This is a genomic window from Paenibacillus sp. FSL H3-0302 (assembly GCF_037982245.1).
Taxonomy (GTDB): Bacteria; Bacillota; Bacilli; order Paenibacillales; family Paenibacillaceae; genus Paenibacillus_AQ; species Paenibacillus_AQ odorifer.
This window is the reverse complement of the sequence record NZ_CP150284.1, coordinates 3,958,261-3,978,235: the sequence shown is the minus strand read 5'-3', so window position 1 is coordinate 3,978,235 and position 19,975 is coordinate 3,958,261. Positions and strand designations below refer to the sequence as shown.

Genomic DNA, 19,975 nt, shown 5'->3' with positions numbered 1-19,975 from the left:
CAATAAATACGTTAAACTATGAAAAATCCGGTAGTGGAGGGTAACATTATGACGCAAAAAATTGTTAATCCGGTGTTGGCAGGTTTTCATCCAGATCCGTCTTTTATTAGAGTAGGGGATGATTATTATATCGCAACCTCTACTTTTGAATGGTTTCCAGGTGTAGAAATTCATCATTCCAAGGATCTAGTTCATTGGCATTCCATTTCACGTGTGCTGACTGAAGCCTCACAAGTAGATCTGCGTGGTAACGTAAGCTCTGGTTCCATTTGGGCACCCGCACTTTCTTATGATCAAGGCGTATTTTATCTGCTATTTACAGATGTGAAATCTCGCAAAAGTGTATATAAAGATCTGCATAATTATTTAATTACAGCGACGGATATCATGGGCCCGTGGAGTGAGCCGGTTAGACTTAATGGCAGCGGATTTGATCCATTTTTGTTCCATGATCTGGAAGGGACCAAATGGCTGCTTAATATGCGTTGGGATTTCCGTAAAAATCACAATAACTTCTCTGGCATCGTTATGCAGCAATATGACCCGGAGACTGGCAAATTAACGGGACCTATCCATGAAATTTATAAAGGGACACCTATCGGAGTGACCGAAGGTCCGCAATTGTACCAGAAGGATGGGTACTATTATTTGCTGACAGCAGAAGGGGGCACCGGCATCAACCATATGGTCACCTTAGCTAGAAGCCGAAGCCTCACAGGTCCTTATGAGACGGATCCGGATTTCCCGATTATGACCACGGCACATGATCTGACCTACCCGTTTCAGCAAGCAGGGCACGGATCGCTCGTAGAGACTCAGAATGGGGACTGGTACATGGCGCATTTATGCACACGCCCGATTCCGGGAACGTCAACGATGAATCCGTTAGGCCGGGAAACTGCGATTCAACGTTGTGAATGGACAGAGGATGGCTGGTTGCGATTGGCCCACGGAGGGAAGCTGCCTGCATTGGAGACCGTGGCTCCTGACCTGCCGATATTCACTTTTGAGGAGCTGCCAAACAGAGATGAATTTGATGGAGAGGTTCTTGGATTTCCATACCAAAGCTTGCGTGTGCCTTTTGATGAATCTTGGGTTAGCTTGAAGGAACGTCCGGGTTTTCTTCGTCTGCGCGGCAGAGAGTCATTAGCTTCACTGCATGATCAGAGTTTAATTGCCCGGCCGATTCAACATTTTGAATGCTTAGCTACAACCTGTCTGGAATTCGAGCCGGATAGCTTCCTGCAAATGGCTGGGTTAGTCCTCTATTATGATGACAGTGATTACTATTATTTGCGTGTTACCGCAGATGAGATTCGTGGAACTAGTTTGGGTGTTGTGCTGTGTAGAGGTGGCAAATACGATGAGATTTCCTCTATGCAGCTATCTGTGAAAGATTGGGATCGTTATTATCTAAAGGCGGAAATTCATGGACGTGATCTGTTGTTTTATGCTTCATCAGACGGGGTGAATTGGACAGCTGTCTGTACTCCCTTAGATTTTGGTACGCTTTCGGATGAATATGGCGGCAAGCTTGGCTTTACCGGTTCCTATGTCGGGGTATGTGCTCAGGATTTGGATCAGCAAGCGAAGCCGGCTTATTTTGACTACTTTGAATATAAAGCTTTATAGGTGTTCGGAAAAACCATAACATTCTTCATAGTCTATTTTAGGATAAAATGTTAATTTTTACTTATCTTACATAGAAAGGGATGTTTATGATTTTGAAAAAGACTTATAAAGCCGCAATAACCTGCACGCTCTTACTGAATCTGGCCCTGTCCTCTGCTGCAATGGCCGCACCTATCGACGTCGACGTCAGTAATTTGAAAGAAGTCCAAACTTCTGGACCGGAAAAGGTTTGGGTTGGAGAATGGAAGGGCGACGATACGATTATTGTGGACACACAAGGAAATGTTACTACAGTTGGAGAACTCAAAGAGTCATCAAGCTTTGTACCCCCGGCAGATGACAATCTTATTAATAATGAATTGTTAGCACCGGAGCTAATAACACCTACTTTTGAACCTGATTCTCCGCAAGCAACTCTAGCTTCCGCTTATGGTCATGCGTGGCCGTATACAGCCGAAAATAGTTATGGGATTAACTGTTATGGTTATGCCTTAAGATTTCCAGGGGCAATCAACCCTGGTGATGGAGACGGGGTCTCAAATGTCAGAGATCCTGCCTATTTTACTAACGTGTATTATACTGCTGGTCTTGTGGTTCAAGATGGCAATACGAATCCTTTATACTTTAAACCGGGTTGGCGGATACTTCCGGGCCGAACTGCAGCGATTAATTCCGATGAACATCGAATTGCACTAAGAGTGGGATGGATCGACTCAAATGGTAATGGTAAAGTCGATATTCCTGAGGATAACGTTGATTACCACTTCATGCTTCAAAATAGCTCAGGTCTATGGTCAGAGAAACATGGACATCAAGCGTCTCAAAATACGGGAATTTCAGATCCTAGCAATTTCGTCTGGAGCAATGGCTCTCTTTATGGTTTTTACAATAGCGTAACCGTTTATATTGCTGCAAAAGTATTTTAGAATTTCATAAAACATTACGTATGGAATAGCGGTAGTCTTTTTTTTGAAGATTATGGCTATTCTTTTTTAGCGTCGAATTGTTTATGAGATGTTGTATACACTTTTGAGTTTTAATGTGATACAATTAAATTGTACACAAATTAAAATAAGGTGGTTATTTTGATGGTATGGGTAGCTAATATTATGGTCGGTGTTGTTGCGTTAATACATATCTATATTGTTTATTTAGAAATGTTTGCTTGGTCAAAGCCAAAAGGGCTTCGAGTCTTTGGAATGACACAGGAAGTTGCGGATGCTTCTAAAACACTGGCAGCGAACCAAGGGTTATACAATGGATTCTTGGCGGCAGGTTTAATTTGGGGATTGGTTCATCCGAATGTAAATTTCGGCCATCAAATTGAAATCTTCTTCTTATCAACTGTTATAGTGGCAGCGTTATATGGAGGACTGACGGTGAAAAAGTCTATTTTATTTATGCAAGGACTGCCAGCTTTAATTGCATTAATCCTCGTGGTTTCGATTTAAGATAACATAGAAGTAATCGATTAGGTTTCTATCTCGCCTACATGCGTGGTGGAAGCCTGTTTTGCGTAAGATCAAGAAATTATTGGGTAAAGAAATGCACTGGATTAAAAACAGGAATTATGGATGGTGTACCAAGAAACAACAGAGAAGTGGTTGATTAATGTGTTTTAGCTACAGGTGTGGTCCTTAGATAAGATGTAAGGGACTTTAACAAACCCATTGCATGCTTGTGTGGGCTGAATGAGTAGACAGAATGGCGTTTAATCTGAAAGTTCTAGACTTTTAAAGTAAATTCTCATCATAAAAAAAGAGCTGCTACCCAGCAGGGAACACCTGTCAGGGAAACAGCTCTTTTTATGTGATGGTTTAAATGAGGATCTTATTTAATAGAGGCTGCATAAATCGCTTCTACAGATTTGGAGAGGAGCGCGTTAAACTCTTCTTCTGACTGCCCAGCACTTAGTCCCTGCGATAACGCACGTGAGAAGCTGGCGATCAGTCCTTGATTATGGGCGAGCTTATCGTTGGCCTCCGCTTGTGTGTAACCGCCGGACAAAGCGACAATTCGCAAAACATGAGGATTCTCCATTAATTCACGGTAGAAATTATTCTCCGTTGGGATGGAGAGCTTAAGCATGACCTTCACGTCTTTGCCCAGCGCAGACAATTGGGCCGATAGTTCTTCTTTTAGCAGCTTCTCTGAAGCCGTTTTATCAGCACTGTGGATATCAACTTCCGGTTCGATAATAGGTACGAGTCCCGCTGCTAAAATCTGCTTACCGATTTCAAACTGCTGTTCAACCACCTTTTTGATACCGGAAGGATTAGCCTCTTTAATCACCGAGCGCATTTTTGTACCAAAGATGTTACGTTCGTTGGCCCGCTTCAGAAGATCACTCAAGCCGGGAATAGGCTTCATTAGTTGTACTCCGTCTTCAGGGTCGGCAAGACCTTTATCGATTTTCAGGAAAGGCACAATCCCTTTTTTCTCCCATAGAAAATCGGCAGTATATTGCCCGTCTATGGAACGATCCATTGTGTTCTCAAATAAGATTGCACCCAGTATATGCTTTGAATCAAATGCAGGGCTCTTGATAATGCGCGTTCTCATCTCGTGAACCAACCCATACATTTGATCTTCATTAGAGTAACTGTCCTCTGCAACACCATATTGCAGCAGCGCTTTTGGTGTACTGCCACCACTTTGATCCAAGGCAGCTATAAATCCCTGTCCCGTCCGAATTCGTTCCCATTGCTCCATATTCATGAAAATACTCCTTCCTTTCGTGAACTGAATGAAAAATCTTATGTTCATTAACTATAACACTTAATGTACCGGCTCTAAACAAATGGCATTGTAAACTTGGCTGGTAACTAGTCTATTGTGAGGTGGTTTGAATCTGCGTTATAAGGACTTCCGGATCTAATTGATCCATGGGGATGACGAGGTATCTACGTGTAAGGTCTCCTGAGTCCGATCCCTAGATGGTGAAGACTTGCAATCTTAGCATACGAGAACGAATCGACGTTTGAGGTCACTTTTTGGTCGAGTAGCTGTATCTGAGTCCGATAGCATGGCGAACTGGGCTAAATCTGCGAAATAGCGTCTCCTGAGTCCGGACTATTGATGGCGAGGACTTGCAGCGTCCGTATACGAGAACGAATCGACGTTTAAGGTCAGCTGAGTCCGGACTAGCCAAGATTGATGATACTACAGCATCGTTCGGACTGTATTGCAGCTATTTAGATTTTTTGGAGTATTATTCAGAAGTATCGGACTGCATAGCTCTTATTTCCAAGTATTTGCTCCAAAGAGGGGTGGATTTGGTTCAATAGCTGCATCTGAGTCCGATAGCATGGCGAAATGGGCTAAATCTGCGAAATAACGTCTCCTGAGTCCGAACTCATAGTTAGTGTGGACATCCAGTCTAGGTTGACGAGTATGAATCGATGTTTATGGTCATCTGAGTCCGGACTAGCCAAGATTGAAGATACTACATCATCGTTCGGACTGTATTGCAGCTATTTGGTGTTTTTGGAGTATTTTTCAGAATTATCGGACTGCATAGCTCTTATAGCCAAGTTTTTGCTCCAAAGAGGAGTACATTGGGTCGAATAGTTGCATCTGAGTCCGATAGCATGGCGAAATAACCTGAATCTGCGAAATAGCGTCTCCTGAGTCCGGACCATCGATGGCAAGAACATGTAGCCTCCGCAGACGAGTAAGTATCGACGTATAGCGTCACCTGAGTCCAAACCCATAGTTAGTGAAAACATGTAGCCTCAACTGACGAGAACGAATTGACGTCTGAGGTCATCTGAGTCCGGACTAGCAAGATTGAAGATACTACATTACCGTTCGGACTGTATTGCAGCTATTTGGTGTTTTTGGAGCATTATTCAGAAGTATCGGACCGCATAGCTCTTATTACCAAGTTTTTGCTCCAAAGAAGAGTGAATTTGGTGCAATAGCTACATCTGAGTCCGATAGCATGGCGAAATGACCAAAATCTGCGAAATAGCGTCTCCTGAGTCCGGACTATCGATGGCGAGGACTCGAAGCCTCCGCAGACGAGTAAGTATCGAAGTAGAATGTCACCTGAGTCCAAACCCATAGTTAGTGAAAACATGTAGCCTCAACTGACGAGAACGAATTGACGTCTGAGGTCATCTGAGTCCGGACTAGCAAGATTGAAGATACTACATTACCGTTCGGACTGTATTGCAGCTATTTGGTGTTTTTGGAGCATTTTTCAGAATTATCGGACTGCATAGCTCTTATAGCCAAGTTTTTGCTCCAGAGAGGAGCGAATTAGGTTTAATAGCTGCATCTGGGTCCGATAGCATGGCGAAATGGGCTAAATCTGCGAAATAACGTCTCCTGAGTCCGAACCCATAGTTAGTGTGGACATAAAGCATCGGCAGACGAGAACGAATCGACGTTTGAGGGCACCTGAGTCCGTTTCCTCCATGGTGTGGACATAAAACCACCGCAGATGAGTAAGAATCGACGTCTAAGGTCTCCAAGGTCTGATCTCGCCGCAGCCGGAGATGCGGGTAAACATAAATGTTACTCCAAACTGGATCTAAAGACGCTCTATGCGAACTTTTAAGTGATCCCCCAAAGCGCACACTTAGCAAACTACACTCACAGGGTACTCTTAGCAAACTTCAGGACATTCCCAATGGTTCACCTAGCAAACTCAAGACATCCACAGGGTTCACTTAGCAAACTTCAAGACATCCACACGGTTCACCTAGCAAACTTCAGGACAATCCTAATGGTTCACTTCATTTCACAAGGTTCGCTTAACCTATCCCCAATGGTACTCTTTGCAAACGTCATCTCATCCCCAATCGTTCTCTTCACAGACTCCAAATCACTCCCATGTGCTCAGCGAAAATTCCTTCGAAGTTTTCTCAAGTAATATTCCTCGAAGCAGTCACTTTTTATGCTTAATTCCCAAACTTGGAATCAAATCGCATAGTCTTCTTCGAGGCGCGCGAGACCAAACCACTCCATTACTTAAAGTTAGTTTGAAACACAGTGGAAGGATGAGCTTATTTAAGCGACTGGGAATTTTGTTTATGTTGTAAACAGCTTTGGATGAAGAATTTTAAATCAGAGAGTGTAAAGTCAGAACGCCAAAAGCCATGCTGGGAGCGGGTTGTTATCTTATTTGCGGATTATTTCCTAGTAAATTAATACGAATAATCCAATAAGATAATTGGTGTGACATTAATCATAATTACCAATTCGAAGCTTTGTGAAAATAATAACTTTTCGTAAATGTCGAAATGAGGTTGACGAATAAAAATATCAGTCGTATGATTGATTCTACTGAGTATGCTAGTAATTAAAAGTAAGTTAATAAATAATATATAATAGCGGGAGGAATGAAAGTGGAATCATCAACATTTGTGCTTTTTGGCGCTACAGGAGATTTAGCAAAACGTAAAATCTATCCTGCACTATATAACCTCTTTTTAGATGGTCAAATTTCAGGTCCTCTCTCAGTGATTGGATTAGGAAGAAGAGAAGTTTCAACTGAAGCTTTCCGTAAGCAAGTCCTGCAATCTTTGCAGACATTTTCTAGACAGCCGGCAGTAGAATCTCCACAGTTGCAGGTTTTCTTGGAAGCTTTTGAATATAGCGTTCTAGATGTAGGTAATACAGAGGATTATTTGAAGCTCCTGGAGCATGTTAAACGTCGTGAGCAATTTTTTAACATTCCGGAGAATCGGATGTTCTATTTATCGGTGGGTCCTGAGTTTTTCAAGGAAATTGCCGCCAATATTCACTCCAGTGGTCTGGGATCTACGAAGGGCTGGAAGCGTCTGATTATTGAAAAGCCTTTTGGTACAGACTTGCAAACAGCAAGAGAGTTAAATGACAGCTTGAATGCCGTATTTACTGAAGAGGAGATTTTCCGAATTGACCACTTCTTGGGTAAACCGATGGTTCAGAATCTGGAAGTTCTAAAATATTCAAATCCTGTGCTTAGAGCACTGTGGAAAAATCGGTATATCGCAAATGTGCAAATTACGGCGAGTGAGATTGTTGGCGTTGAAGAACGGGCAGGCTATTATGATAAAGCTGGGGCACTTCGTGATATGTTCCAGAACCATATGCTTCAATTGCTCATGATGATGGCGATGCAGCTTCCAAAAGGCAGTACACCTGAAGAGATCCGTGGGAAGAAAAGATATGTCATGGAGCGCCTCATTCCGCTAAGTAAAGACGAAGTTAATCAATATGTTGTCCGCGGACAATATGCTGAAGGTGAAATTAAAGGTAAATCTGTTGCAGGCTACTTGGATGAACCCGGAATTAGCCAATCCTCACAAAATGAGACGTTTATTGCAGCGCGTTTGTTTATAGATGATCCATTGTGGAATGAAGTTCCGTTCTATATCCGTACCGGCAAGAGAATGAAAGAGAAATCAACAAGAATCGTTATAGAATTTAAAGAACCGTTTAATGATAACAATAACAAAAATAAAGGGAATGACGTTCCAAATCTGCTCATCATCGAGATCGGTCCAAATGAAGCCATTACGCTTCAGTTGAATACGAAGGATCAGCTGCAAAAAGGGAAACTTGAACCTGTCCTCGCTACTTATGAAGCCGGAACTTCAGACGTACCAGAAGCTTACGAAAATCTGATCTTTGATGCACTTCGTGGTGACGCCACTTTCTTCGCTCATTGGAAAGAAGTCGAGCTGTCATGGCAATGGGTTACACCAATCCAGGAAGCTATGGAAGAGGGGCTAATGCCACTTCATACCTATGCTTCAGGTTCTTATGGTCCAGATGCGGCTATGGAGCTTTTGGGTGAAGACCGCTGGTGGTTTGATGATACAGATCAGGAGTCAGATCTTCTCGACGCTCAAGCAGAAGTTGCAGCAGCGCAGGAATCTATACGGCCAGGGGCTTAAGCCCCTGCCTGTTTTTTTTGCCAATTTAGCTAAAATACATCACAAGAATCTATAAATCGGAGGGAATTTACATGAAAGTAGGATTAGTTGGGTTAGGAAAAATGGGTTTTAATTTGGGTCAAAATTTGCTGGATCATGGACATGAGGTTGTTGCTTTTGATCTGAATGCACCTGCTGTAGAAGAAATGAAAGCTAAAGGCGCTAGTGGAGCAGTAACGCTTCCAGAATTGGTACAGCAATTGGAAACACCAAGAATCATTTGGATCATGGTTCCGCATCAGGTCGTTGATTCTGTAATCGCTGAACTTACTCCACAGTTGTCTAAAGGTGATATCGTTATTGAAGCAGGAAACTCGCATTATAAGGAATCGATTCGTCGGTATGAGGAATTGAAGGAGCACGGAATTCACTTTATGGATGCAGGTACCTCTGGCGGTATGGAAGGGGCGCGTAATGGCGCTTGTTACATGGTTGGCGGAGATCCCGAAGCTTGGGAAGTTGTGGAGCCTATTTTCCGTGATACAGCTGTAGAAAGCGGCTTTTTATATGCTGGTAAAGCAGGTAGCGGCCATTTTCTAAAAATGGTGCATAACGGTATCGAATACGGCATGATGGCTGCTATCGGTGAAGGTTTTGAGGTTCTGGAAAAGAGTGAATTTGACTACAACTTTGAGGAAGTAGCTCGGGTGTGGAATCATGGCTCTGTAATCCGTTCGTGGCTGATGGAACTTGTGGAACGCGCCTTCTCGAAGGACGCTAAACTAGATGAGATTAAGGGCATTATGCATTCTTCTGGTGAAGGCAGATGGACGCTTGAAACCGCCTTTGATTTACAAGCGGCGACTCCGGTTATCGCAATGGCGTTATTGATGCGTTACCGTTCCCTTGAGACCGACACATTCACTGGAAAAGTAGTTGCTGCACTGCGGAACGAGTTCGGCGGACACGCTGTGGAAACTAAATAAGATTGGCCGACTCTGAATTGAGTGTTTACAAGCTCGAATTTCCCGCAATTTATGTTGCGGAGAAATTTGGGCTTTTTATTTTAAGGGGAATAGATAATGGGAAGTATAGATGGAGTACGAATTTAATGCAGTTTACATATTTTAGGGGGAGAAGGGTAAGTTAGGAAGCAAGGGGGAGATTTCATGCAAAGTGGAATTCGTGAGCGACTTCATTTTCTAAATAAATTTCTGCATGCGCCCCGACAATATGGTAGTGTGACTCCCAGTTCACATTGGCTGGCCCAGACGTTGCTTGATCCAGTGCCTTGGAACCAAGTGCATTCTATGGCTGAGTTGGGTGCGGGGACTGGTGCAATCACAAGGTTTATTCCGCGTGGAGAAAAGACCGGTATGAATGTTCTTTTATTTGAAATAGATCCTGATTTTCGCAGTCAATTAAGAGAGGAATTCCCTGGATGTTTCTGCAACAATGATTGTCTCCGGCTGCGTCTTGCGCTTCATAACAGCAGTCTGGAGAAGCTGGATTGTATCGTGAGTAGTTTGTCTTTGATGAATTTCTCGAAGCCAGACCGCACTAGGTTTATGGAACAGATCATTTCTTCTTTAAAAGAAGGAGGGTGGTTTATAACCTATGAATATTTTCCGCGGATGAAAACAGAGTTGAGCCAGCATTTTGAGATCCTACACACGAAGTGGGTGCTGCTGAATTTTCCACCAGCGCATGTATATATTTGCAGGAAAAAAACCACAACGCAAGTGCAACGCGAAAATCCCAAATCAACAGTCAACGTAGTCCCAATCTCTCAGGTTTATACAAAAAGATAATCATCTCCATACAACAAATGCCGTCACCCATTACTCATTGGGGAACGGCATTTTTAATTGGGCACCGAAGGCGTTTGAGTACGATTAATAGAGAAGCTCAATATTCTCTTTGTTCAGGCGCTTCAACCAAACCTCAGAAGGCTGGCGGTCTGTGATCAAAAAGTCGATTTGGCCAAGCTCGATCAGCTTCGTAAAGGCGGTCTTATCGAATTTGGTGTGATCGGCCAGGAGTATGACCTTGTTAGCTTGACGTAGCATATATTTCTTGAGCTCACACTCCGGTTCATTAGAATCTGTGATGCCTCGCTCCATATCTATTCCTTTACAACTGATAACCGCAGTGTCCACATTGTATCTTTGAATGGTGTCATGTGCTACAGGACCCACGAGTGACATGGATCGGTAACGTAAAGAACCTCCGGTGGAGATGATATCCATTCCAGAATTCGAGAACTCATGCAAAATATTAATCGAGTTCGTAATAATGGTCAGATTGTTTTTATTGCCAAGCAGTTTTAGAAACTCAAAGGCTGTGGAGCTAGGATCCACCATTAACGTATCTCCATCATTGATTAAATCTAGCGCCTTAAGAGCGATTCCCCGTTTGATATCTGTATTCAGCGCATTGCGTGTAACAAAAGGCAAATCCTCGTTCGTGTGACGATTCAGCATGGCCCCGCCATAGGTTCGGCTTAGAATGCCATCCTTCTCCAGCTTCTCCAAGTCTCTGCGTATCGTCTCTTCTGTAACTTCAAACATCCGGCTTAGATCAGAGACTAATACTCGTTTATCCTGATGAACAAGATCAATTATTTTTTTGCGTCTTTCAGCTGCAAGCATAGGGATCACCTTTCCGAAATCTTTATATTCCTTAATCATAGCTCCAAATATCTGTGTTTTGCAATAAAATCAACGTAAAATCATGTTTGTTTTCCAATAATATTCACAAAACGGATATAAAACAAATAAAAACAACATAAATAATATTTAAAATGTTGACAACAAAGATTTGGAGGCATACGATGAAGGAGAAAATAAGTCCTGTAGTGGTAATTAGATTTGAAAGATACCAGAGCCGGCCCAGTTGCGATTCAGAGGCCAGCCTGAGGCGCTGCAGCCGGAATACTACGCTCTAGCTTGCAGAGTTGTGTGTAAAACTTTGGTGTTGATAAATTAACTTTAGGAGGCTGGTCAAGCATGAGCACGCATGTGTATTATGTTCCATCGATCAATATTATGGGCAAGGGATGCTTGCAGGAGATTGGTCCATACATCCAAGAGCTTAAATTAAAAAAGGCGCTTGTTGTTACGGACAAATTCCTTATGAAAAGTGGCATTGCTGGTAAATTGCTGGCGGTATTGGACGAAGCGGGGATTGAATATGCCATCTATGATGAAGTGAAACCCAATCCGACCTGTAAAAATGTCCACGATGGCGTTGATTATCTCAAAGCGCAGAATTGTGATTATCTGATTTCCATTGGCGGTGGATCACCACAGGATACTGCCAAAGCCATTGGTATCATTGCCACAAATGGCGGTCATATCAAAGAATATGAAGGTGTACACAAGTCTAAGCATAAATCACTGCCGATTGTCGCCGTGAATACCACTGCTGGTACTTCGGCTGAAGTGACCATTAACTATGTAATCACAGACGAAGAACGCAAAGTGAAGATGGTTATGGTAGATAAGAACAGCCTTGCGACGATTTCAGTCAACGATCCTGAGCTTATGGTTGATAAACCCGCTGCACTTACCGCGGCCACGGGTATGGATGCATTGACTCATGCGATTGAAGCGCTGGTGACGCCGGGAGCATATCCGGTAACCGATGCTACGGCACTAGCCGCAGTGGAGCTTATTTTTGCTAATCTGGCTCGTACTGTGAAGAATGGCCATGATATCGAAGCGCGTGAACAGATGGTATACGCGATATTCCTTGGCGGATTGGCTTTCAATAATGCGGGGCTTGGTTATGTGCATGCGATGGCGCATCAGCTGGGCGGCGTATACGATCTGCCGCACGGCGTATGTAACGCGATGCTACTGCCTTTTGTGGAAGAAGAAAATGCCAAATATGTGCCTGAGAAATTCAGATCCATTGCTAAAGCGATTGGATTAAATGTAGAGAACCAAACAGATAAACAATGCGCAGATTTCGTAATTGAGTCGATCAAGGCGTTATCTAAAGAAGTAGGGATTCCAGCCAAATTATCCGAGCTTGGCGTAGAAGAAGTAGATCTTGATCTTCTGGCTGAAAATTCGATGAAGGATGCTTGTGCACCAGGGAACCCTTTTATTCCTACTAAAGAAGAAGTTATTACACTGTTCAAAAAAATATTATAAATCACCCCTTATCATAGGAGATTGTTTATGAATAATCACATCGCCGTTGACATCGGTGCCTCAAGTGGGCGGCTGGTGCGCGGAATATTGCAAGAAGGTATTCTTTCCTTAGAAGAGCTTCATCGCTTTAGCAATAGCTTTACGGAACAAGAGGGTTCCTGTTTCTGGGACATTGATTATTTAGTAGAGCAGATTATGATCGGGCTTCGGAAGGCTAAAACCGATGGAATTACTACCTGTACGCTCGGTATTGATACATGGGGTGTAGATTATGTGCTGGTAGATGCGGACGGGAATCGTGTTCAGGAAGTATACGCCTACCGGGACCGCAGAACGGATCTGGCTGTGGATCAGGTGGCACAGCAGCTTTCACCACAAACCGTCTATGAAAAGACAGGAATCCAGCAGTTATCCATCAATACCTTGAATCAGTTATATGTTCATAAAGAAGAAGAGCTAGCGCAAGCGGATCAGATTTTACTTGTACCAGATTATCTATATTACCGACTGACTGGCCGCAAAATCAACGAGGTTACGATTGCATCTACAACACAGCTGTTAAATCTGGAAAGCCGGGATTTTGACGATGACCTATTAGAATTTTTGAATATCAGGAAAGATCAATTTGCAAAATTAACTGAGCCTGGTGTAGTGGTTGGTCCTCTTGACGAAGCTTTAATCCAACAATATGACCTGCCTGAATGCCAGCTGATCTGTGTGGCATCCCATGATACGGCTTCTGCAGTGCTAGGTGCTCCACTTCAAGAAGGCTCAGCTTATATCAGCAGTGGAACTTGGTCTTTACTCGGTGTAGAAAGAACGGAGCCTCTAAATTCTCTAAAAGCCATGCAGGCTAACTACACCAATGAGTGGGGAGCCTACGGAACTTATAGATTCCTCAAAAATGTAATGGGCTTATGGCTTATTCAAGAGGTTCGCAGATTACTGAACAATTGTTATAGTTTTGCGGAGCTTGCAGAGCTTGCACAGGGAGAAGAGGGGTTTCGCAGCCTGATCCCTTGTAATGCACCAAGGTTTCTTAATCCATCGAACATGATAGAAGAAATCCGCAGTGCCTGTATGGAGAGTGAGCAGCCCGTTCCGGAGACACCTGGACAGTTAGCACGTTGTGTTTTTGACAGCTTGGCGTTATCCTATCTAACTTATTTGGAAGAGTTGGAGGAGCTGACAGAACGTCGGATCGAGGGATTGCAAATTGTCGGCGGGGGGGCGAACAATCGGCTTTTATGCCAACTAACCGCTGACGTTATCGGCAGGGAAGTAAAGGCTGGACCAACGGAAGCGACTGCTCTAGGAAATATAGTAGTACAGATGATTAGCACAGATTCCATTGCAGACATAACTGAGGCAAGAGCTATTATCGAACAATCTTTTGAAATAACATCATACATTCCGCAGCCGATCAAGCATTTTAATAACATTCTAAATCGCTGGAGAAGCCTTCATCTGTCCAAGGTGAATGAGCTTATCTAAGCGAAACAGACGTTGCACTAATTTAGGAGGATAAACAGCATGGATCAGAGCATTATCACTAGTTATAACGAAGCCAAAAAACTATACGCAGCCCACGGTATTGATGTGGATAAAGTGCTGGAGCGACTCGCGCAAATTAAAATTTCCATACATTGCTGGCAGGGTGATGATGTAAAAGGTTTTCTTTTTAAGGAAAAAGAACTAAGCGGGGGCATTGCGGTAACGGGAAGTTATCCGGGCCGAGCGGGTACACCAGATGAACTACGTCAAGATTTAGAAAAGGCGTTGTCTCTTATTCCTGGTAAACATAAGGTTAACCTGCATGCTATTTACGCAGATACAGATGAACCTGTAGATTTGGATGAACTAGAGCCACGACATTTTCAATCCTGGGTGGATTGGGCGAAGGAGCAGGGCTTAGGGCTTGATTTTAACCCTACTTGTTTCTCACATCCGAAAGCAGCCGATGGATTCACTCTCAGTCATTCGGACGCGGAGATTCGGAATTTCTGGATCAGACACTGTAAAGCTTCACGTACGATCGCTGAGCATTTTGGGCGGGAGCTGGGTCAGCCTTGTGTGACGAACTTTTGGATTCCAGACGGATATAAGGATACGCCAGTAGATCGGCTAGCTCCGAGAGTACGTTTAAAAGAGTCGCTGGATGAGATTTTTAGTCAGGAAATAGATCCGCTTTATAATATGGATGCCTTGGAAAGTAAACTGTTTGGAATTGGTTCTGAAAGTTATGTGGTTGGCTCTCATGAATTCTATATGGGTTATGGTTTAACAAATGGAAAAGCGATCTGTTTGGATGCGGGACATTTTCATCCTACAGAAGTGATTTCGAATAAATTATCTTCGATTCTGATGTTCAGTGAGCAGCTGCTGCTGCATGTCAGCAGACCTGTCCGCTGGGACAGTGACCATGTGGTAACAATGGATGATGAGCTGCTGGAAATCGCCCGTGAATTGGTTCGCGGGGATTTACTTCCTCGTACGAATATTGGATTGGATTTCTTTGATGGCAGTATCAATCATCTCGCGGCATGGGTCATTGGCACCCGCAACACTATTAAGGCGTTGCTGCGTGCGATGCTGGAACCAGTGGAAGAACTTAAGCAAATCGAGCGGTCCGGGGATTATACTTCACGTCTTGCTCTGGTAGAAGAGTTCAAATCGTATCCGTTTGGTGCGGTCTGGGATTACTACTGTGCATCACAAGGTACACCGGTGCGTGAGCAATGGCTTACTGAAGTGAAAAATTACGAACAAGACGTTTTGTCTTTAAGATAGAAGTGGATACGGAGAGCAGCAAATACAAAGGAGAGAATAGACTATGAGTACATCCTTGTTAGAATCAAAAGGTTATATTGCCAGCAGTGAAGCTCCATTTATTCAGGAAATGTCAGAGATCACCCGTCATATGTGGGAGCTTGGCTGGGATGAACTGAATGGTGGGAATGTCAGCTATTTACTGGATGAGAATGAGGTGGCTAAGTATATTAATGTACTGGAGCCGTTGCGCACGATCAAACTCACCTTTCCCGTAAAAGAATTAGCAGGCAAGTATTTTATCGTAACAGGTTCGGGCAAATATTTCAGAAATGTGATTAAAGATCCTGAAGCGAATCTGGGTGTGTTAAGGGTTAGCGGCAATGGCGAAAGTGTGGAAGTATTGTGGGGATTGCGGAATGGTGCAGTTCCTACGAGTGAGCTCGCTTCGCATTTTATGAGTCATATTGAACGTCTGAAAGTAGATCCCACACACCGTATCGTGCTGCATACACATGCTACAAATGTTATCGCGATGACCTTCACGCATAATCTGGACGAACTGAAGTTTACCAAAACGTTATGGGAAATGTGCACAGAGTGCCTTGTTGTTTTCCCTGATGGCGTCAGTGTTATTCCGTGGATTGTTCCGGGCAGCAGTGAAATCGGCCGTGAGACTGCCAAAAAAATGAAGGATCACCGTTTAGTCATCTGGCCGCAGCATGGGATTTTTGGCACTGGCTCCACCATGGATGCTACCTTTGGTCTAGTAGAAACGGTTGAAAAGGCTGCGACGATCTACAACCTGATTGGCGGTAGAGAAATCAAACAAAAGATCACAGACCAACAGCTATGGGATTTAGCTAAAGCATTTGGAGTTACACCTAAAGCGGGGATTCTTGAAGTCTAGAGAGTCATTATAATTTGGTGAAACCGGGCAATCGTAGATTCTGCGAGGTCCGGTTTTTGTTGTCTTTTTCTTAAAATTTGCATTTCCCATCTTTTGGGTGGATAATAAGCTTACTTAAAGTAATCAATTAATAAATTGGAGGTAACATATGAATACAGAGCAACTATTTTTACCTTTTCAAGTGGGGAATCTTTCGCTGTCGAACCGATTTGTAATGGCGCCGATGACACGCGCGCAGTCTCCGAAGGGTGTGCCGGGAAGCAATGTTGCCGCTTATTATCGTAGACGTGCAGAGGGTGGAGTGGGATTAATTGTTACTGAGGGTACTGCGATAAATCATCCAGCGGCTGTCAGTCACCAAGATATTCCTAATATACATGAAGAAGCATCTTTAGAAGGCTGGAAGAAGGTTGTGGAAGAGGTTCACGCAGCTGGCGGCAAGATCATCCCGCAGCTTTGGCATGTGGGGATGGCGCGTACAATCGGCGAGTATCCTAACGTTGAAGCCCTTCCTGTAGGCCCTTCGGGTCTGAATTTAGCAGGTGAGCCGGTGACAGAGCCGCTGACCACAGAAGAGGTTGAAAGCTTAGTAACAGCCTTCGCTCAAGCGGCGGAAAATGCCAAAAGCGTTGGCTTTGATGGCATCGAGCTGCATGGCGCTCACGGGTATCTGATAGACCAGTTCTTCTGGGATAGAACGAATAAACGTACCGATCGTTACGGTGGCGATTTGGTAGGAAGAACAACATTCGCTGTCGAGATCATTAAAGCATGCCGTCAAGCGGTTGGACCAGACTTCCCAATTGTGCTGCGCTTTTCCCAGTGGAAGCTGGGGGCGTATGATGAGAAGCTGGCGAAGACTTCAGAAGAACTTGCGAGTTTCCTAGCACCGCTTAGCGAAGCGGGTGTAGATATCTTTCATTGCTCGACCCGACGCTTCAGTCAACCTGAATTTGCTGGCTCTGATCTTAATTTAGCTGGGTGGACTAAGAAGCTTACCGGGAAGCCGTGTATTACAGTAGGCTCTATTGGCCTGCAAAGCGATTTCTTCGAGGAAGATAAAGCTCAGAAGCCTGAGGATAATATTGATGAGTTAACTGAAAGGTTCGATCGGGAGGAGTTTGATTTGGTTGCAGTGGGCAGAGCGCTTATTAGCGATCCGGCTTGGCCTGCCAAAGTACAAAGTGGAGCGATAGACGAAATCATCCCATTTACTCCTGAAGCGACGAATACGCTTTACTAAAACTAGCAGAATATACAATGACTATTTTTTTAGGTAAGAGGTTGTGTAACTGTTTCAAGAGTAGTGTATCTGCTTATAATAGTAGCATACCCCCCTTAATATGATAGAACTTGACCCTGCCAAACGTTGGCGGGGTATTTTTTTGTCGATATGCAACGCTTCATTACATCATTAATAGACCGGGCACTTCTATGTTAGGCCAGCATTATGTTATAATTTTAAATTAGCAAAGTATAAAAATAATTGTTGAACAATAGAGGACGTGAAAACAGCATGACAAAGGGGAACCATAACTCACCGGACTTAAAATCCGGCAAGGGTTCTAAGGATTATTCGAAATATTTTGATTTTAGTGATGCAAAGGTAATTAGTGAAGAGGAAGGTAAGGTTACTTACCGGATTAAAGGAAGAAATGTGCAAATTAATAGCCAGCCTGACTATAAAGAAGGAAAACGGCGCGGCAAGGAAGAAATAGAAGTGCATTATGATTTCGAGATTCCTGAAGAGATGCAGAATTTCGGAGTGGGCAAATATTATCATATAACGACTTATGGCTGCCAAATGAATGAGCATGACACGGAAACGATGAAGGGCCTATTGGAACAGATGGGCTACCGCAGTGTCGCTGACCGGAATGACGCGGATCTCATTTTGCTGAATACTTGTGCGATTCGGGAGAACGCCGAGGATAAGGTATTTGGAGAGCTAGGACATCTTAAGAACCTGAAGATCGAGAAGCCGGGTCTGTTGTTAGGGGTATGCGGTTGCATGTCCCAAGAGGAAGGCGTAGTCAACCGGATTATGTCAAAGCATGGCTTCGTGGATATGATCTTCGGTACGCATAATATTCACAGGTTGCCACACCTCATTAAAGAAGCGGTATTTAGTAAAGAGCTTGTGGTTGAGGTATGGTCCAAAGAAGGCGACATTATTGAGAACTTGCCGAAGAAGCGGGAAGGCATGCGCGCTTGGGTGAACATTATGTATGGCTGTGATAAGTTCTGCACGTATTGCATCGTACCGTTTACACGCGGTAAAGAACGCAGTCGTCGTCCAGAGGACGTTATCGCTGAGGTGAGAGAGCTTGCGCGCCAAGGCTTCAAGGAAGTAACGCTATTGGGGCAGAACGTAAATGCTTACGGTAAAGATTTTACGGATATTGATTACACCTTCGGGAACCTGATGGATGATATGCGTCTGATTGATATTCCGCGCATTCGCTTTATGACATCGCATCCACGAGATTTTGACGATAAATTGATTGAGGTTTTGGGCAAAGGCGGCAACTTGGTGGAGCATATCCATCTGCCGGTTCAATCGGGAAGTACTGCCGTTCTTAAGAAAATGAGCCGTAAATATACCCGGGAAGCTTATCTGGAATTAGTACGCAAGATTAAGATAAGTGTGCCGAATGCTGTATTAAGTACCGATATTATCGTTGGTTTCCCTGGGGAGACTGATGAGCAATTTGAAGATACCCTATCGCTTGTGCGTGAGGTTGGGTATGATATGGCATATACGTTCATTTATTCTCCACGTGAGGGCACACCAGCAGCGGCGATGGAAGATAATGTACCGATGTCGGTGAAGAGTGAACGTCTGCAAAGATTAAATGATCTCATCAAAGAGAACAGCCGGATCATTAATGACCGGATGCTGGGTGAAGTTGTAGAGGTGCTGGTTGAAGGGGAGAGTAAGAATAACTCCGAAGTCCTTTCCGGCCGTTCCCGCGCTAACAAGCTGGTCCATTTTGAAGGTCCTAAGGAGCTTATCGGCACATTTGTAAACGTGAGAATTACAGATACCAAAACATGGTACATTAAAGGGGATATTGTGGTCGAGGCCGCAGCTGTTCATTAATCACATACGAATGGGGAGATGACTAATGAGTACAGAAGAACAACAGTTGAATAAATATGGAATGAAAACTTATAATACCCGTGATCTGATCGTTCGCGAGGATATTATGGGCAAAGCTAAAGAACTAGCATCATTAATCTCAACCAGTGAAGAGGTACGCCATTTTCAGCAGGCTGAGCAAAAAATTCTTAATCACGAGCGTGTGCAAGGACTGATTGCGACCATTAAGAAAAAACAAAAAGAAATCGTGGCCTTCGAAAGCTTCAATAATAAAGATATGGTCGCCAAAATTGAACGTGAAATTGAAGTGCTGCAAGATGAGATCGACGGTATTCCAGTCGTGAACGAATTTCAGCAAAGCCAGAGCGACATTAATTATTTGCTTCAGCTGGTAATTTCCGTGATTAGAGATACCGTTTCGGAAAAAATAAATGTGGAAGCCGGCACTGAAGCGCCTCCGACCACATGCGGATAACCCACACTCAGTTCAGGGGGCGGATGCAGATCCGTCCCTTTATTTCAATATAAGAGG

The 19,975-nt window shown here is 43.7% G+C and carries 15 protein-coding genes; 13 read left to right on the top strand and 2 right to left on the bottom strand.

Annotation, left to right across the window (positions count from 1 at the left end; genetic code table 11):
* The first annotated feature begins 48 nt into the window (after nucleotides 1–48).
* The 3 genes from MHH50_RS17620 (at nucleotide 49) to MHH50_RS17610 (ending at nucleotide 3,083) form a co-directional block, all read left to right on the top strand.
* Nucleotides 49–1,632, top strand: a complete 1,584-nt coding sequence (locus MHH50_RS17620) for a glycoside hydrolase family 43 protein (RefSeq protein ID WP_340033193.1) — start codon at nucleotides 49–51, stop codon at nucleotides 1,630–1,632.
* Nucleotides 1,633–1,724: 92 nt separating this feature from the next.
* On the top strand, nucleotides 1,725–2,558 hold the full coding sequence (locus MHH50_RS17615) for a hypothetical protein (protein WP_139330181.1): 834 nt from the start codon (nucleotides 1,725–1,727) through the stop codon (nucleotides 2,556–2,558).
* A gap of 162 nt (nucleotides 2,559–2,720) precedes the next feature.
* The gene (locus MHH50_RS17610; protein ID WP_076128270.1) at nucleotides 2,721–3,083 is read left to right on the top strand and encodes a DUF1304 domain-containing protein; all 363 of its coding nucleotides are present in this window, start codon (nucleotides 2,721–2,723) and stop codon (nucleotides 3,081–3,083) included.
* A 379-nt stretch (nucleotides 3,084–3,462) separates the two neighbouring features.
* Here the strand turns inward: MHH50_RS17610 and MHH50_RS17605 are convergent, their stop codons facing one another.
* Nucleotides 3,463–4,350, bottom strand: a complete 888-nt coding sequence (locus tag MHH50_RS17605; protein ID WP_076309256.1) for a fructose bisphosphate aldolase — start codon at nucleotides 4,348–4,350, stop codon at nucleotides 3,463–3,465.
* A gap of 2,636 nt (nucleotides 4,351–6,986) precedes the next feature.
* On the opposite strand from MHH50_RS17605, the gene zwf reads away from it, so the two are divergent.
* The 3 genes from zwf (at nucleotide 6,987) to MHH50_RS17590 (ending at nucleotide 10,312) form a co-directional block, all read left to right on the top strand.
* Entirely contained in the window at nucleotides 6,987–8,522 is a 1,536-nt protein-coding gene (zwf, locus tag MHH50_RS17600) for a glucose-6-phosphate dehydrogenase (protein ID WP_076278115.1), read from the top strand.
* A gap of 71 nt (nucleotides 8,523–8,593) precedes the next feature.
* The gene (gene gnd / locus MHH50_RS17595) at nucleotides 8,594–9,487 is read left to right on the top strand and encodes a phosphogluconate dehydrogenase (NAD(+)-dependent, decarboxylating) (protein WP_036688068.1); all 894 of its coding nucleotides are present in this window, start codon (nucleotides 8,594–8,596) and stop codon (nucleotides 9,485–9,487) included.
* Between the two features lie 183 nt (nucleotides 9,488–9,670).
* Nucleotides 9,671–10,312 (top strand): methyltransferase, encoded by a 642-nt coding sequence (locus MHH50_RS17590; RefSeq protein ID WP_076308367.1) that lies wholly within the window; start codon nucleotides 9,671–9,673, stop codon nucleotides 10,310–10,312.
* A gap of 84 nt (nucleotides 10,313–10,396) precedes the next feature.
* On the opposite strand, the gene MHH50_RS17585 is transcribed toward MHH50_RS17590, so the two are convergent.
* The gene (locus tag MHH50_RS17585) at nucleotides 10,397–11,152 is read right to left on the bottom strand and encodes a DeoR/GlpR family DNA-binding transcription regulator (protein ID WP_076100077.1); all 756 of its coding nucleotides are present in this window, start codon (nucleotides 11,150–11,152) and stop codon (nucleotides 10,397–10,399) included.
* A gap of 357 nt (nucleotides 11,153–11,509) precedes the next feature.
* On the opposite strand from MHH50_RS17585, the gene MHH50_RS17580 reads away from it, so the two are divergent.
* From MHH50_RS17580 to MHH50_RS17550, 7 genes are all read left to right on the top strand, one after another.
* Nucleotides 11,510–12,661: an iron-containing alcohol dehydrogenase gene (locus MHH50_RS17580; protein ID WP_076184475.1), complete on the top strand. Its 1,152-nt coding sequence runs from the start codon at nucleotides 11,510–11,512 to the stop codon at nucleotides 12,659–12,661.
* Between the two features lie 27 nt (nucleotides 12,662–12,688).
* Nucleotides 12,689–14,155, top strand: a complete 1,467-nt coding sequence (gene rhaB, locus MHH50_RS17575) for a rhamnulokinase (RefSeq protein ID WP_076184474.1) — start codon at nucleotides 12,689–12,691, stop codon at nucleotides 14,153–14,155.
* Between the two features lie 39 nt (nucleotides 14,156–14,194).
* Nucleotides 14,195–15,451: an L-rhamnose isomerase gene (gene rhaA / locus MHH50_RS17570; protein ID WP_076128282.1), complete on the top strand. Its 1,257-nt coding sequence runs from the start codon at nucleotides 14,195–14,197 to the stop codon at nucleotides 15,449–15,451.
* A gap of 43 nt (nucleotides 15,452–15,494) precedes the next feature.
* Complete coding sequence (rhaD, locus tag MHH50_RS17565) at nucleotides 15,495–16,340, top strand: rhamnulose-1-phosphate aldolase (RefSeq protein WP_076128284.1); 846 nt, start codon at nucleotides 15,495–15,497, stop codon at nucleotides 16,338–16,340.
* Nucleotides 16,341–16,488: 148 nt separating this feature from the next.
* On the top strand, nucleotides 16,489–17,583 hold the full coding sequence (locus MHH50_RS17560; protein WP_076308366.1) for an NADH:flavin oxidoreductase: 1,095 nt from the start codon (nucleotides 16,489–16,491) through the stop codon (nucleotides 17,581–17,583).
* A gap of 273 nt (nucleotides 17,584–17,856) precedes the next feature.
* A complete protein-coding gene (gene miaB, locus MHH50_RS17555) occupies nucleotides 17,857–19,443 on the top strand; it encodes a tRNA (N6-isopentenyl adenosine(37)-C2)-methylthiotransferase MiaB (protein ID WP_038571650.1) in 1,587 nt (528 codons plus the stop codon).
* 25 nt (nucleotides 19,444–19,468) lie between these two features.
* Complete coding sequence (locus MHH50_RS17550; protein WP_076128288.1) at nucleotides 19,469–19,918, top strand: YlbF family regulator; 450 nt, start codon at nucleotides 19,469–19,471, stop codon at nucleotides 19,916–19,918.
* Nucleotides 19,919–19,975: the final 57 nt, after the last annotated feature.

Excerpts from the sequence above, each read along its gene's own strand:
- MHH50_RS17620 (WP_340033193.1), top strand. The coding sequence starts at position 49 with ATGACGCAAAAAATTGTTAATCCGGTGTTGGCAGGTTTTCATCCAGAT.
- MHH50_RS17610 (WP_076128270.1), top strand. The coding sequence starts at position 2,721 with ATGGTATGGGTAGCTAATATTATGGTCGGTGTTGTTGCGTTAATACAT.
- MHH50_RS17605 (WP_076309256.1), bottom strand. The coding sequence starts at position 4,350 with ATGAATATGGAGCAATGGGAACGAATTCGGACGGGACAGGGATTTATA.
- gnd (WP_036688068.1), top strand. The coding sequence starts at position 8,594 with ATGAAAGTAGGATTAGTTGGGTTAGGAAAAATGGGTTTTAATTTGGGT.
- MHH50_RS17590 (WP_076308367.1), top strand. The coding sequence starts at position 9,671 with ATGCAAAGTGGAATTCGTGAGCGACTTCATTTTCTAAATAAATTTCTG.
- MHH50_RS17585 (WP_076100077.1), bottom strand. The coding sequence starts at position 11,152 with ATGCTTGCAGCTGAAAGACGCAAAAAAATAATTGATCTTGTTCATCAG.
- MHH50_RS17580 (WP_076184475.1), top strand. The coding sequence starts at position 11,510 with ATGAGCACGCATGTGTATTATGTTCCATCGATCAATATTATGGGCAAG.
- rhaB (WP_076184474.1), top strand. The coding sequence starts at position 12,689 with ATGAATAATCACATCGCCGTTGACATCGGTGCCTCAAGTGGGCGGCTG.
- rhaA (WP_076128282.1), top strand. The coding sequence starts at position 14,195 with ATGGATCAGAGCATTATCACTAGTTATAACGAAGCCAAAAAACTATAC.
- rhaD (WP_076128284.1), top strand. The coding sequence starts at position 15,495 with ATGAGTACATCCTTGTTAGAATCAAAAGGTTATATTGCCAGCAGTGAA.
- MHH50_RS17560 (WP_076308366.1), top strand. The coding sequence starts at position 16,489 with ATGAATACAGAGCAACTATTTTTACCTTTTCAAGTGGGGAATCTTTCG.
- miaB (WP_038571650.1), top strand. The coding sequence starts at position 17,857 with ATGACAAAGGGGAACCATAACTCACCGGACTTAAAATCCGGCAAGGGT.
- MHH50_RS17550 (WP_076128288.1), top strand. The coding sequence starts at position 19,469 with ATGAGTACAGAAGAACAACAGTTGAATAAATATGGAATGAAAACTTAT.